This is a genomic window from Mesorhizobium sp. M2A.F.Ca.ET.042.01.1.1 (assembly GCF_003997405.1).
Classification (GTDB): Bacteria; Pseudomonadota; Alphaproteobacteria; order Rhizobiales; family Rhizobiaceae; genus Mesorhizobium.
In genome coordinates this window covers 1-14,600 of sequence record NZ_RZRX01000163.1, presented here as the reverse complement: position 1 = coordinate 14,600, position 14,600 = coordinate 1, and the positions used below count along the sequence as shown (strand labels likewise).

12 protein-coding genes are annotated in these 14,600 nt (G+C 64.5%); 5 read left to right on the top strand and 7 right to left on the bottom strand.

Features of this window, described 5'->3' with window-relative positions; all coding sequences use genetic code 11:
• Nucleotides 1-733, bottom strand: a 733-nt coding sequence (locus EOA23_RS22575; protein WP_127305775.1) for a hypothetical protein, incomplete at its 3' end; no start/stop codon positions are given.
• 309 nt (nt 734-1,042) lie between these two features.
• Here EOA23_RS22575 and EOA23_RS22570 point away from each other — a divergent pair.
• Nucleotides 1,043-2,008 (top strand): helix-turn-helix domain-containing protein, encoded by a 966-nt coding sequence (locus EOA23_RS22570; protein ID WP_127305774.1) that lies wholly within the window; start codon nt 1,043-1,045, stop codon nt 2,006-2,008.
• Between the two features lie 22 nt (nt 2,009-2,030).
• Here EOA23_RS22570 and cueR read toward each other — a convergent pair whose 3' ends face one another.
• Nucleotides 2,031-2,435, bottom strand: coding sequence for a Cu(I)-responsive transcriptional regulator (gene cueR / locus EOA23_RS22565; protein ID WP_127305773.1), 405 nt, complete (start codon nt 2,433-2,435; stop codon nt 2,031-2,033).
• Between the two features lie 226 nt (nt 2,436-2,661).
• Between cueR and EOA23_RS22560 the strand changes: the two genes are divergently transcribed.
• Nucleotides 2,662-3,279, top strand: coding sequence for a L,D-transpeptidase (locus EOA23_RS22560; RefSeq protein WP_042645832.1), 618 nt, complete (start codon nt 2,662-2,664; stop codon nt 3,277-3,279).
• A gap of 135 nt (nt 3,280-3,414) precedes the next feature.
• Here EOA23_RS22560 and EOA23_RS22555 read toward each other — a convergent pair whose 3' ends face one another.
• The 5 genes from EOA23_RS22555 to EOA23_RS22530 form a co-directional block, all read right to left on the bottom strand.
• On the bottom strand, nt 3,415-3,984 hold the full coding sequence (locus EOA23_RS22555) for a NifU family protein (RefSeq protein ID WP_127305772.1): 570 nt from the start codon (nt 3,982-3,984) through the stop codon (nt 3,415-3,417).
• A gap of 272 nt (nt 3,985-4,256) precedes the next feature.
• Entirely contained in the window at nt 4,257-4,748 is a 492-nt protein-coding gene (locus EOA23_RS22545; protein ID WP_042645830.1) for a universal stress protein, read from the bottom strand.
• Between the two features lie 158 nt (nt 4,749-4,906).
• The gene (gene trpS / locus EOA23_RS22540; protein WP_127305770.1) at nt 4,907-5,974 is read right to left on the bottom strand and encodes a tryptophan--tRNA ligase; all 1,068 of its coding nucleotides are present in this window, start codon (nt 5,972-5,974) and stop codon (nt 4,907-4,909) included.
• Between the two features lie 172 nt (nt 5,975-6,146).
• Nucleotides 6,147-7,754 carry a murein biosynthesis integral membrane protein MurJ gene (gene murJ, locus EOA23_RS22535; protein WP_127305769.1) on the bottom strand — a complete coding sequence of 536 codons (1,608 nt, stop codon included), beginning with the start codon at nt 7,752-7,754 and terminating at the stop codon, nt 6,147-6,149.
• Nucleotides 7,755-7,794: 40 nt separating this feature from the next.
• The gene (locus EOA23_RS22530) at nt 7,795-10,596 is read right to left on the bottom strand and encodes a [protein-PII] uridylyltransferase (protein ID WP_127305768.1); all 2,802 of its coding nucleotides are present in this window, start codon (nt 10,594-10,596) and stop codon (nt 7,795-7,797) included.
• 187 nt (nt 10,597-10,783) lie between these two features.
• Between EOA23_RS22530 and EOA23_RS22525 the strand changes: the two genes are divergently transcribed.
• From EOA23_RS22525 to EOA23_RS22515, 3 genes are all read left to right on the top strand, one after another.
• On the top strand, nt 10,784-13,288 hold the full coding sequence (locus tag EOA23_RS22525; protein ID WP_127305767.1) for a heavy metal translocating P-type ATPase: 2,505 nt from the start codon (nt 10,784-10,786) through the stop codon (nt 13,286-13,288).
• Between the two features lie 43 nt (nt 13,289-13,331).
• Entirely contained in the window at nt 13,332-13,721 is a 390-nt protein-coding gene (locus EOA23_RS22520; protein ID WP_127305766.1) for a DUF305 domain-containing protein, read from the top strand.
• A 90-nt stretch (nt 13,722-13,811) separates the two neighbouring features.
• The coding region (locus EOA23_RS22515; RefSeq protein WP_145966458.1) for an aldo/keto reductase at nt 13,812-14,600 on the top strand (789 nt) is incomplete at its 3' end.

Here is a 14,600-nt window from a genome sequence, read left to right as displayed (position 1 = left end):
CGGCAGACCAGCCGGCGGTCACGCGCGATGCTTCGCCGGCAAAACAGGTGGTGTGACCTGGACAGATCATCTTCGTCGCCCATGTCGGATCGTCGAACGTCCAGCCCGTATCGCCAACGATCGAAACTGACGCCGCGGACCGGGTCTGGCCATAAGCCAGGCCACCGGTCCCGAAGACCAGCAGGCGCTCGTCCGGCAGATAGCCGACCCGGGCGCGCGCCGTGCCGAACCAGTCGAGCCGCTGCGACGAGCTGGCGCCAAGCCTCACTCCCTGCGGGCCCTTGTCGGGTTCCACATACTCCGTGCCGCCCCCGATGTCGGACAATTGAAGGTCGGTTTCGAGGCCGATCAGCCATTTGGAGCCGATTTGCCAGTTGTGCCCGAGCTGCACGCCGCCGGTGATGCCCGAGGTGGTCGAGGACTGCGAATAGACCAGCGGCTGGCTGAACGGATCGAACTCCGGGTCGAGGTTATAGGCATAGGCCATCAGGTTCTCGATGAACTCCGTGCCCGCTCCGGGGCCTGTGCCGGTCGTCCAGTAGTCGGACAGGCCGTCGCCGGTGAAATCCGCGCTTGGCCGGCCCCAGCCATAGCCGAGATTGACGCCGCCATACCATCCGCTCCAGTCATAGGCGGACGTGGCGGCCGGAGCAGATCCACCCGAGCTCGCATTGTCGGCGAGGGCTGGCGAGGACAAGATGGCCGCGATACAGCCGGCAAAGATAAATCTCATGCGAAATCCCGGTTTCCGTTGGTTCTCCGCACTGGTGGCCGATCTCTCGCGCCTCGTCTTGGAAGCATGGGCTTTCGCATTGGACAGGCGGGCGCAATTGGAAGACGCCAGCAAATTGTGACGTATCGGCAACGGTCAAATGCTCGGCGGATCGCGACTTGGAACCGGGAGCCCTATCCTGGGACTGGCAGGCTCCATCGACGATTTTCCCCTTGAGAAAAGGAATGATTTCCGTGTTGGATGGGCTTCGGGTGCCTCTGGCGCGCGTCGCGTCCGGCAAGGGTTTGATTGGGGGCGGCCGTCAGGCCAATGCAGAAGATCGATTTTTCGTCCGACAGCCTGCCAGCGCATCTGAGCGACAAGGATCGCTTTCGCCTCTGGCGCGACATGTGGATGGAGCAGCTTGGCGATGCCGAGATCAGGCATGCCGAGGACAAGCGTTTCGCGACGGCGACGAAGATGCGCTTCCTCGGCGACCTTCGCGTCGGCCTGTTCGAGACCACGACCGAGTATTATGTGCGCACGCGCCGGCATGTCGCCAACGACCGCGACGATATTTTCGTGGGGTTCTATCGCAGCCCCAGGCCGCAGGTCTGGTCCGTCGCCGATTGCGATCTGTCGCTGCAGCGCGGCAACGGCATCGCCTACAACGTCGCCCAGCCCTGCCGCAGTTTCACCGACGGCGTCACGTCCTGGGTCCTGGCCTCCATCCCTCGCGCCGCATTGCTCAGACAGGTGCCGCATGCCGACGATCGCCCGGTGACGCGGCTCGACCCGGCAAGTCCCGCCGTGCGCCATCTGGAGCGCACGATCGACTTCCTGCTGCAATCCGAGGAGCTGGATCGAGAGCCGGCGCTGTCGCGCCAGGCCGGAACGGCGCTGGCCGACCTGATCGTGCTGGCGCTGGGGGCCAGGGGCGATGCCGCGGACATCGCCATCGGCCGCGGGCTGCGCGCGGCGCGGCTGCGCGAGGCTCTGGCGGTGATCGAAGCGCGTTTCGCCGACCCGGCGCTGTCGACGGAGACGGTGGCGCGCGCGGTCGGGCTTTCGCGCCGCTATCTCAACGCGCTTTTGCTCGAAAGCGGGCGCACCTTTGCCGAGCGCGTCCTGGAACTGCGGCTGCAAAAGGCATGCGCCATGCTGTCGGATGTCCGCAACGACGCCACCAAGGTGAGCGACATCGCTTTGGCCGCCGGGTTCAACGATGTGTCCTACTTCAACCGGCGGTTCCGGGTGCGGTTCGGCGCCTCACCCACGCAATATCGCGGGGGATAGCTTCCGGGCGCTGGCTGTCGCGTCAGGCGGGTACCCGATCCGCCGAGCCCGCCATGTCGTCCAGGATCGGGCAGTCCGGCCGGTCGTCGCCGTGGCAGGCGTGGATCAGCTTCTGCAGCGTCGAGCGCATCGACTGCAATTCACGCACCTTTTCCTCGATCGCCCTAACATGGGCGGCGGCGATCTCGCGCACGTCGTGGCTGGCGCGGTCGCGATCCTGATAGAGCGCCATAAGCTGCCTGCAATCGTCGATTGAGAAACCGAGATTGCGTGCGCGCCGCAGGAAGGCGAGGCGGTGGACATCCTCGCCGGAATAGTCGCGATAGCCATTGTCGGCCCGCGCCGGACGGATCAGGCCGATCTCCTCATAGTAGCGGATGGTCTTGGCCGGCAGGCCGGAACGTTCGGCGGCGTCTCCGACATTCATGGCGCTCTCCTCGAGTCCCTGGCGGCCCTTGAAGCCGCCCATTGATTTTGTTTCACAATCCTGTGAGGCCTGTTGCGGAAATGCCGCAGTTCGGCATCTACCGTGAGGTAAGGCCTTGCATATAGGCAGTGCGCGCTTGGCAAGCAAAAGAAATGCCAGCATGAATGATGGCAAGAAAGCGGCCGACTCGAGCCGCTGATACAGAGACAGGGCGTCGGACCTTTTCATGCGCTTGAAGTCGTTTGCAATTCTCGCCGCCCTTGCGCTGTCGACCGCGGTCAGCGGCTGCAGCACCATCGGCGGGCAGTTGTTCACCAACAACTATGGCGCGATGACCGATGCCGGCTATCAGCTGCCGCGCATCCCGATCGAGAAGGTGCCCGCCAGGTACCACCGGCAGGAAGTGCGCTATGACACTTCGGAAAAGCCGGGCACCATCATTGTCGATACTCAGAACAAGTTTCTCTACTTCATCGAGGGCGACGGCATGGCGATGCGCTACGGCATCGGCGTCGGCCGCGAGGGATTCGAGTGGCACGGCACCGCCCATATCGCGCTGAAGCGCGAATGGCCGACCTGGACGCCGCCTTCGCAGATGATCAAGCGCCAGCCCGAGCTCGCCAAGTTCGCCGGCGGCATGGAACCGGGCCTGAAGAACCCGCTCGGCGCGCGCGCCATGTACCTCTTCAACAAGGGCGGCGACATGGGTTACCGCCTGCATGGCAGCCCGGAATGGTTCTCGATCGGCAAGGCGATGTCGTCGGGCTGTATCCGGCTGATGAACCAGGACATTATCGACCTCTACGACCGCACGTCGGTCGGCGCCAAGGTCATCGTGATGTAGGCATAAAGTTTCGCAGGCGGACCGTCTAGGCAACAACAAGACGTCCTGAAAACAGAAAACCGGGCTGTTGGGGCCCGGTTTTTTGTTTCAGCGATCAGCGATTTTTGCCGGTTGCGCGACAGGCGGGAGGAAGTCTCAGGCGACCTGTTCGACCTGCTGGACCTCGGGAACGAAGTGGCGAAGCAGGTTCTGGATGCCGTGCTTCAAAGTCGCCGTCGACGACGGGCAGCCGGCGCAGGCGCCCTTCATGTGCAGGAACACGATGCCGTTCTCGAAGCCGCGGAAGGTGATGTCGCCGCCGTCCTGGGCAACCGCCGGGCGCACGCGCGTGTCGAGCAGTTCCTTGATGGTCAGCACCAGTTCTTCGTCGGCCTTGTCGTAGAACTCGCCGGTCCCGCCGGCTTCGCTCGCCGGGGCAGCCGCGGCCATGACCGGGGCGCCGGACATGAAGTGTTCCATGATGGCGCCGAGGATGGCGGGCTTCAGATGCTGCCAGTCGGGCCCGTCCTTGGTGACGGTGATGAAATCATAGCCGAAGAAAACGCCGGTGACGCCCGGGATCTCGAACAGGCGGCCGGCCAGCGGCGAGGCCTCCGCCGCGGCTTCGGCGTTGCGGAAATCGGCTGTGCCTTCGCGCAGCACTTCCTTGCCCGGCAGGAATTTCAGCGTCGCCGGGTTCGGCGTCGATTCGGTCTGGATGAACATGGGTATCTCCAGGCCCTTCCTGGGCCGATAGTTTGGAATAATTCTAAATAGGCTCTATCGGCTGGACATTCAAGCGAAACGCGTCGCTGGAACGGCTGGCTGGCGGAATGTTTTTCGACCCTCATCCACTTGAGATGTGTTGAGGTTCAGGTCAAGCCGAGTCGAGACGGTGGTTTTCGAGAACCGGAGCGGAGCGTACTTCAAGTACATGAGCACCGGAAGCGCAGAAAACCGCCATTCGCAGACCGGCCTCACCTGAATATCAGCACATCTCAGGCGAGGCTGTCGATCTCCTCATCCGACAGATTCTGCGGCACCACCGTGACAGGAATTGGGAAAGCCGCCCCCCGGCCGGCAACCGCGCTGACCAGCGGCCCCGGGCCTTCCTTGCCGGCGCCGGCGGCCAGCACCAGAATGGCGATGTCCTGGTCGTCCTCGATGAGCTTGTGGATCTCGTCGGTTGGCTTGCCCTCGCGCACCACCAGTTCCGGCTCGATGCCGACGCTCTGGCGCACTTTGTTGGCGTGGCCGTCGAGGGCTCCGCGCGCCGTCGCGTTTGCTTCCTCGCGCATGATCTTTTCCACGCCCAGCCAGTGCTGGAAGTCGTCAGGCTCTATGACATAGAGCAGCACCAGCACGCCGTTGGTGTGCTGCGCCCGCTTCGAGGCGTAGGCGACCGCACGCTCGCATTCGGGCGTGTCGTCGATGATCGCCAGGAATTTGCGGCGATGGCCGGCTTCGCGGCTGAGGCGTTTGGAGACCATGTCTATCTGCTCGGTATCAATTCGGCCGCAATCTGCCACCGCCGCGAACCGGCGGCAAGCCGCCGGCCGGCGTGGCGATGGTCCCGGAGCAATTCCAGGAAAAGTGTGAAGCGGTTTCCCGTCCGGAATTGCGTCGAAACAACTATTAGACCGGTCGGTCAGTCCTGCAGCAGGCCGATGATGTCGCGCACCGTCTTCATCGTGCCCTCGGCGATGGCGCGGGCCCGGTCGCCGCCGTCCTTGAGCACGGCGTCGACATAGGCGCGGTCGCCCTGGATGCGGCGCATCTCCGAAGCGATCGGCGCCAGCTTCTCGACCGCAAGGTCGGCCAGCGCCGGCTTGAACACGGAAAACTGCTGGCCGCCATATTCCTTCAGCACGTCTTCCTTCGAGATTTCGGCGAGGCCGGCATAGATGCCGACGAGGTTTTCGGCCTCGGGCCGGCTTTCCAGCCCGTCGATCTCGCTTGGCAAGGCTTCGGGGTCGGTCTTGGCCTTGCGGATCTTCTTCGAGATGGTGTCGGCATCGTCGGTCAGGTTGATGCGCGACAGGTCCGACGGGTCGGATTTCGACATCTTCTTGGAACCGTCGCGCAGGCTCATGATGCGCGCCGCCGGACCGCCGATGACCGGTTCGGTGATCGGGAAATAGCCGTTCACGGTCTCCTCGCCGACCTGCATTTCGACGCCGACGCCAAGGGCTGCGATCTTCTCGGAGAAGTCGTTGTTGAACTTCTGCGCGATGTCGCGGGTGAGCTCCAGATGCTGCTTCTGGTCCTCGCCCACCGGCACATGGGTGGCGCGGTAGAGCAGGATGTCGGCGGCCATCAGGCTCGGATAGGCGAGCAGGCCGAGCGAGGCGTTCTCACGGTCCTTGCCGGCTTTGTCCTTGAACTGCGTCATCCGGTACATCCAGCCGATGCGCGCCACGCAGTTGAAGATCCAGGCAAGCTCGGCGTGCTGGATGACCCGCGACTGGTTGAAGACGATGTGCTTCTTCGGGTCGATGCCGGAGGCCAGGAACGCAGCGGTGATCGAGCGGGTCTGGTCGGCAAGGTCCTGGTGCACGAGCTGCGCCGTCAGCGAATGCATGTCGACGACGCAATAGATGCAGTCGGACTGTTCCTGGAGGGCGACGAATTTCTTGATGGCGCCGAGATAGTTGCCGAGATGCAGATTGCCGGTCGGCTGGACGCCCGAAAAGACAAGTGGCTTGAAGGCGGACATGAGTTCCTCATGGCTTGTGGAGGGCCGTCTAAGCATGATTCCAAAAAGTTGCAGACTTTTTGGAGCCAATCATGCGGCTGGAAACCGCGCGCGGCGAAAGTCTTTCGACGGCGCGCTTATGAACGAAGGGCGCGACGTGATCAAGACCGGTGTTGCTGCAAGCCTGCTTGGATTATTCGTCCAGGCTGGTCTTCGGTTCGGGCGGCGCGGATTTTGCCTCGCCCCGCTTCACGTTCCTGCGGATCATGCCGAAATCGGCGCCGCCGGTGCCGAAGGCGGCGATGAAGTAGAGCGCCGCACCCCCGCCGACCAGTGCGAACAGCGTCGTAGCCTTCACCACCAGGGGGGAGCCGGGCCCGAGCCTTGCGGCGAAGTAGTGCTCGGCGAAGTAAAGCGCGGTCGCCATGATCACCGCCGACAGCACCAGCCTTGGAATGCGCTTCAAGAGCGGGATGTCGCGGCCCCAATGTCCGCGCCGGATCAGCATGGCGAGCAGCATCAGCGCGTTGACCCAGCCGGCGACGGCCGAGGCCACCGCGATGCCCGGCGCGCCCATGGACGGGAACAGGGTGAGCGCCGTGGCGACGTTCACGCCGACCGAGATGGCTGCGAAGATCATCGGCGTGCGCGTGTCCTCGCGCGCGAAATAGCCTGGCGTGAAAGCCTTGATCAGCACGAAGGCGGGCAGGCCGAGGCCGAAGATCGCCAGGATCGAGGCGACGATCGGCGTCGAGTGGTTGGCGGCAAACGCCCCGCGCTCATAGACCAGCCGCACGATCGGTTCGGACATGACCCAGAGCGCCGCCGCCGCCGGCAGCGTCATGAACAGCGTGAACTCGACCGAGCGGTTCTGCAGGTTCGCGGCCTCGACGAGGTTGCCCGATTTCAGCGCCCGCGACAGTTCCGGCAACAGCACGATGGCGACGGCCACGCCGACGGCGCCGAGCGGCAGTTGGTAGATGCGGTCGGCATAGGCGAGCGACGAGACCGCGCTGTTCTGCGCCGAGGCGATCGCTGTGCCGATCAGCTGGTTGATCTGGGTGATGCCGCCGGTGATCGCCGCCGGCAGCGCCAGGATCAGCAGCCGCTTGACGTTGGGCGTCATCTTCGGCCGGCGAAAGCCGATCGAGATGCCGGCATGGCGCACCGCTATCCAGACGATGGCGAGCTGCACGATGCCCGCCGCCAGCACGCCCCAGGACAGGCCGAAGCCGACATCATGCGCGTCCAGCCCGTGATACCAGGCGTAACCCAGCACCGCGATCAGGATGATGTTGAGGAAGGCGGGCGCGATCGCCGCCGCGAAATAGCGGCGCAGCGAGTTCAGCATGCCGGCCATCATGGCGCCGAGCGACATGCAGATGAGATACGGGAACATGATCGTGGCGAGCGTGACGGTCGTCTCGAACTTGCCCGGAATGTCGGCAAAGCCCGGCGCCACCAGGTAGCGCACGATCAGCGGCATCGCCAGTTCCATGGCGATCGTCAGCGCCAGCAGCGCCGAGAACAGCACGCCGAACACTTCCTCCGAGAAGCGCTTGGCGCCCTCATTGCCATGCTGCTCGATCTCCTTGGCGAAGAGCGGCACGAAAGCGGCGTTGAACGCGCCTTCGGCGAACAGCCGGCGAAAAGTGTTGGGGAACTGGAAGGCGGCGTTGAAGGCGTCGGCGACCGGCCCGGTGCCGAGCGCTGCCGCCATCAGCATCTCGCGGCCGAAACCCAGCGCGCGGCTCATCAGCGTGCCGGAAGCGACGGTGGCGAATTTCTTGACGAGGCTCATGCCGGGGATGACTGCCAGGGAAATTGCGTCAAATGGATGGTCACTCGGCCGCCGCCTTGGCCTTGCCGCTGCGTTCCGACGAATTGCCTTCCAGCGTATCGACTAGCCGCTTGTGGATGGTGGCCGTGCGCGTCGGGCTGTCGATCTTCTGTCCGGTGAGGTCGGTGACATAGAATGTGTCGATGACCTTCTCGCCGAAGGTGGTGATATGCGCCGAAGCGATGTCGAGCGACAGGTCGGAGAGCGTCCCCGTGATCTCGGACAGCAGGCCCGGCCGGTCCAGCCCCTCGACCTCGATCACCGAGAAACGGTTGGACAGTGTGTTGCGGATCTCGGCCCGCGGCGGAATCTTGAATACCTTGGCGCCGCGCTTCGGCTTGGTGCGCTTCTCGATCATCTCGGGCAGCCAGCTCTTGCCGGAAAGCACGTCCTCGATCAGCCGGCCGACCCGCTCGGCGCGGCGGCGCTCGTCCTCGTCGAGATCGAACTCCCTCGAGATCAGGATGGTGTCCAGCGCGCGCCCGTCGGAAGTGGTGAAGATCTGCGCGTCGACGATGTTGCCGCCGGCCGCGGCGCAAGCCCCGGCGATGATCGAAAGCAGGCGCGGATGGTCCGGCGCCAGCACGGTGATCTCGGTCACCGCCTCGAATTCATGTGTCTTGACCATGGTCGCGAGCTTCTTGCCCGCCGCATCCGCCTCACGGATGAATTCGGCGTGGCGCAGCTGGTCGTTGAGGTCGACCGTCAGCAGATAGTTCTCATAGTGCTGCGCGACATAGCGCTTGCGCTCCTTGGCCGGCCAGGCCGCGAGCGCCTTGGCCAGCCGCTCACGCGCGGCGGCGGTGCGTTGCGCACGCGACACTTCCGAGAAGCCGCCGGTCAGCAGCAACTCGGTCTCGTAATAGAGCGTGCGCAGCAACTGGCCTTTCCAACCGTTCCACACACCCGGCCCGACGCCGCGTATGTCGCAGACAGTGAGGACCAGAAGCAGCTTCAGCCGCTCGACCGACTGCACGATCGAAGCGAAATCCTCGATCGTCTTGCGGTCGTTGAGGTCGCGCGTCTGCGCCGTCATCGACATGACAAGGTGGTTCTCGACCAGCCAGGCGACGGTTTCGGTGTCGGCCGCCGACAGCCCCATATGCGGGCAGATGCGCCGCGCGATCCTGGCGCCGGCCTCCGAATGGTCCTCCGGCCGGCCCTTCGCGATGTCGTGCAGCAGCACCGCGACATAAAGCGCTTCGCGGCTCTTCTTCAGCCCCGGCATCAGCGAATGCGCCAGCGGGTGAATCTTCTCGCCATCGCCACGCTCGATCTCGGCCAGCACGCCGATGCAGCGGATCAGATGCTCGTCCACCGTGTAGTGGTGGTACATCGAGAACTGCATCATGGCGACGATCTTGCCGAAGTCGGGGATCAGCCTGCCGAGCAGCCCGGCCTCGTTCATGCGCCTGAGATTGAGCTCGGCGTTGCGGTCCGAGGTCAATATGTCGAGGAACAGCCGGTTGGCCTCCTCGTCGCGCCGAAGCGACTTGTTGACCAGGCCGAGCGAGCGGGTGAGCAGCTTCAGCGCGTCGGGGTGGAACTCCAGCCCATGCTTGTCGGCGAACCAGAACAACCTCAGCAGGTTGACCGGGTCGCGTTCGAACACGCCATCGTCGGCGATGTTGATGCGGTGGTTGTCGACAATGAAATCGGACGTGCCGGCAAGCTTGCGCTTGCGCCGCTGGAAAGTGAGGAAGATGCGGTTGAAGCCCGGCACATGCTTGGCTTGCTCTTCTTCGAGCGCGGCGCAGAAGATGCGGGTGAGGTCGCCGACATCCTTGGCGACGAGGAAATAGTGCTTCATGAAGCGCTCGACCGCCGACAGGCCGGGATGCGTCGTATAGCCCAGACGTTCGGCGATCTCGCGCTGGATGTCGAAATGCAGCCGCTCTTCCGCCTTGCCGGTGAGGAAGTGCATGTGACAGCGCACCGCCCACAGAAAATCCTCGGCCTTCTGGAACTCGCGATACTCGGCTTGGGTGAAGACGCCCTTCTCGACCAGCTCCTCGCCGGTGCGCACGCGATAGAAATATTTGCCGATCCAGAACAGTGTCTGCAGGTCGCGCAGGCCGCCCTTGCCGTCCTTGACATTGGGCTCGACCAGATAGCGGCTTTCGCCGGCCTTGGCGTGGCGCTCGTCGCGCTCGGCAAGCTTGGCCTGCACATATTCCGGCCCGGTCGTGCGCACCACCTCGTGGTCGAAGCGGGTGAGCAGTTCTTCATAGAGCTTCTGTTCGCCCCACAGGAAACGCGCCTCGAGGATCGAGGTGCGGATGGTGATGTCGCTGCGCGACAGCCTCAGGCAGTCCTCGATGTTGCGGGTGGCGTGGCCGACCTTCAGCCCCATGTCCCACAGCATGTAGAGCATATACTCCACGATCTGCTCGCCCCATGGCGTCTGCTTGTAGGGCAGCAGGAACAGGAGGTCGATGTCGGAGCCCGGCGCCAGCGTGCCGCGGCCGTAGCCGCCGACCGCCACGACCGCCATGCGCTCGGCCACCGAACGGTTCTTGACCCGGTAGACATGGGTGGCGGCGAAATCATAGAGCGCCCGGATCAGCTCATCCATCAGATGCGAGAGCCGCTCGGCGCAGGCATTGCCGCCGCCATCCTCCTTGAGCATGGCCTCGGCGATCTTGCGCCCCTCCGCCAGCCTGGCTTTGAGCAATTGGAGCACGGCAGTGCGAACCGCCGGTCCCGAACCGTCGCCGGCGCTTGCCGACGTCAGCGCGGTCAAGTCGCGGCGCAAGGCGTCGCCATCGATGATTTCGTTGAGTTTCAGGGAGATCTTTGCCATTCGGCGGCGTCTATAGCCTGTTTTCTTCGCGCTGTGTATGGGGCTGGCGCACGCGTTTCCGATGGCGCGCGATTGATGCAGCGCTAGGCCAAACGACCAGAATCTCCGAAAGTCGAAACTGGCCCTTGACCTTCCAGTAGCTGGAAGGACTACCTCCGCCTCAATTCGAGTTTCCGAGGCATTGCTGATGACCCATTCCGACCACAACCATCATCACTCGCATGGCGCATCCTGCTGCTCCGCGAAAACTGCAGCGTCCGCGGCCGAAGCTGTGATTCGCGATCCTGTCTGCGGCATGACGGTCGATCCGGCGGCCGGCAAGCCGACAGCCGAGCACGGCGGACGAACCTTTCATTTCTGCAGCGAGCGCTGCCGCACGAAGTTCGTAGCCGAGCCGGAGAGCTACCTGACGGCCACCGATCCTGTCTGCGGCATGAGCGTCGATCGCGCCAGTGCCAGGCACTTTGTACGTCATGATGGCAAGGGCTTCTATTTCTGCTCGGCCGCTTGCCAAGGCAAGTTCGAGGCGGAGCCGGCAAAATACCTTGCCGGCCGGCCCGAGCCGCAGCCGATGCCGAAGGGAGCGCGGTACACCTGCCCGATGCACCCTGAAATCATCCGCGACAAGCCCGGCTCCTGCCCGATCTGCGGCATGGCGCTGGAGCCGATGGGCGTGCCGACCGGCGATGAAGGCCCGAATCCCGAGCTGGTCGATTTCACGCGCCGGTTCTGGGTCAGCGCGGCGCTTTCCGCTCCTCTCCTGATCTTTGCCATGGCGCCGATGCTGGGCCTCAGCTTCGAAAGTCTCATCGACGGCCGGACGAAGACATGGGTAGAGCTGGCGCTGGCGAGCCCGGTGGTGCTTTGGGCGGCGTTTCCGTTCTTCCATCGCGGCTGGGAATCGGTTGTCAACCGCAGCCCCAATATGTGGACACTGATTTCGCTGGGCGTGGGCGCTGCCTATCTCTACAGCGTGGTCGCCGCCCTTTTTCCCGACATCTTCCCGCATCAGTTCCGCGGCCATGACGGCGCCGTGCCGGTCTATTTCGAGGCTGCCGCCGTCATCGTCGCGCTTGTCTTCCTCGGTCAGGTGCTGGAACTCAGGGCCCGCGAGCGCACCGGCTCGGCCATTCGCGCGCTCCTCGACCTTGCCCCGAAGACGGCGCGTCTGATCGGCGCCGACGGTTCCGAGAAAGATGTGCCGCTCGACAGCGTGCAGACCGGCGATCGGCTGCGCATTCGTCCGGGCGACGCCGTTCCGGTCGACGGCACCGTGCTGGAAGGTCGCTCGGCGATCGATGAATCGATGATCACGGGCGAGCCGCTGCCGGTCGAAAAGACGGAAGGCTCCGTGCTTACCGGCGGCACGCTGAACAAAAACGGCTCGCTGGTCATGCGCGCCGAGAAGGTCGGCGCCGAGACCACGCTGTCGCGCATCGTCGAGATGGTCGCCAAGGCGCAGCGGTCGCGCGCGCCGATCCAGGGGCTGGCCGACCGCGTGTCCTTCTATTTCGTACCGGCCGTGGTGCTGGTCGCCATCATCGCCTTCGTCGCCTGGGCTCTCCTCGGCCCAGAGCCCAGCCTGATCTTCGCCATCGTCTCGGCGGTGTCGGTGCTGATCATCGCCTGTCCCTGCGCGCTCGGTCTGGCGACGCCGATGTCGATCATGACGGCGACCGGACGCGGCGCGCATGCCGGCGTGCTCATCAAGGAGGCGGCGGCGCTGGAGCGTTTCGCCTCGGTCGACACGCTGATTGTCGACAAGACCGGCACGCTGACCGAAGGCAAGCCGCGGCTTACCGATGTCGTCGCGGCCGGAGATATTGACGAGAACGAGCTGTTGGGCCTCGCGGCCGCGCTCGAAAAGGGTTCGGAGCATCCGCTGGCCGAAGCGATCGTTGAGGGCGCCGCCGCGCGCGGCCTGAAGCTGGCCGATGCGGTCGACTTCGAGGCCGTCACCGGCAAGGGCGTCTCGGGCACGGTTTCCGGCAGGAAGGTTGCGCTCGGCAATGCGGCGATGATGGCGGACCTCGGCGTCGAAACGCCGGCGGCCAATGCCGAGGCGATGCAGGCCGAGGGCAAGACGGCCATGTTCGTGGCCGTCGACGGCGCATTCGCCGGCATCGTCGCCGTTGCCGATCCCGTGAAGGCAACGACGGCCGAGGCGATCAAGGCCCTGCATGACAGAGGTCTGAGGATCATCATGGCAACCGGCGACAACGAGCGCACGGCAAAAGCGATCGCCGGCAAGCTTGGCATCGACGAGGTCCGCGCCGGCCTGCTGCCGGATGAGAAGGGTGCGCTGGTCGAGCAACTGCGCGCGAGCGGCGCTGGCGTGGCCATGGCCGGAGACGGCGTCAACGATGCGCCGGCGCTGGCCGGCGCCGATGTCGGCATCGCCATGGGCACCGGCGCCGATGTCGCGGTCGAAAGCGCCGGCATCACGCTGGTCAAGGGCGACCTCAACGGCATCGTCAGGGCGCGCACGCTGGCCCAGGCGACGATCCGCAACATCCGCCAGAACCTGTTCTTCGCCTTCCTCTACAACGTGCTCGGCGTGCCGGTCGCGGCCGGCGTGCTCTATCCGCTCACCGGCACGCTTCTGTCGCCGATGATAGCGGCGGCGGCGATGAGCCTGTCGTCGGTGTCGGTCATTACCAATGCTCTGCGGCTGAGGACGTTGAAACTCTGAACGAAGCTCCCAGATACGAACCTCAACCACAAGGAGACCTTGAATGACCCTGGCCAAGAAAATCGTGCTGCTTTTGATGGCGGTGGGAATGCTGCTTGCCGTCTTCCTCGAGAGCGTGCCGGCCTCGTCCGAGGAGATGAAGCACGACATGTCCAAGATGGCGATGGGCGCCCAGAGCCCGGCCACGGCGGGCTATGAGGCGGCGATGAAGAAGATGCACAAGGACATGGCGATCAAATACACCGGCAATGCCGATGTCGATTTCGTCCGTGGCATGATCCCGCATCATCAGGGCGCCATCGACATGGCCAAGGTGGTGATCGCCAACGGCAAGGATCCGGAAATCCGCAAGCTCGCCGAAGGCGTGGTCAAGGCGCAGGAAGCCGAGATCAAGCAGATGCAGGACTGGCTCGCCAAGCACCCGGCGAAGTAGCCGCTCCCGGGAAATCCAGGCGGCCACGCGGCTTTGGTCTGGATTTCCGCTTTTGGCTGTGCTGCGATCCAAGCCCCCGCGGAGGAAGCCATGCCGTCAACAGTCAGAACCCTCAAGCTGCCGTCCGGTGAGGCCGTTCCGGTGCTGGGCCAGGGCACCTGGAAGATGGGGGAGGACCGCAGGCGCCGCACCGATGAAGTCGCGGCGCTGAAGCTTGGGCTGGACCTCGGTATCATACTGATCGATACCGCTGAAATGTATGCCAGCGGCGGCGCCGAGGAGGTGGTGGCGGAGGCCATCGCCGGGCGCCGCGACGAGACATTTCTGGTTTCCAAGGTGCTGCCGACCAATGCGTCGCGCGCCGGCGTGAAGCGAGCCTGCGAGAACAGCCTGAAGCGGCTTTCCACCGACCGGATCGATCTCTATCTGCTGCATTGGCCGGGCAGCGTGCCGCTATCCGAAACCGTCGAGGCCTTCGAAACCTTGAAGAGGGAAGGCAAGATCCGCCACTGGGGCGTCAGCAATTTCGACACCGACGAGATGGAGGACCTGGTCGGTCTGCCCTCGGGCAGCAACGTCCAGACCAATCAGATCCTCTACAATCTCTCGCGGCGCGGGCCGGAATTCGACTTGGCACCCTGGAGCCTGAAGCGCGGCATCCCGCTGATGGCCTATTCGCCGGTGGAGCAGGGTGCGCTCGCACGGAATGCTCGGCTCGAAGCCGTAGCTTCGCGCCACAACGCCACCGCCGCCCAGATCGCGCTCGCTTGGGTGATGGCGCAGCCCGGCGTCATGGCCATTCCAAAGGCCGGCCGTCAGGAGCATGTCCGCCAGAACGTCGCCGCGCTCGACATCAAGCTGACGCGCGAAGATTTCGCC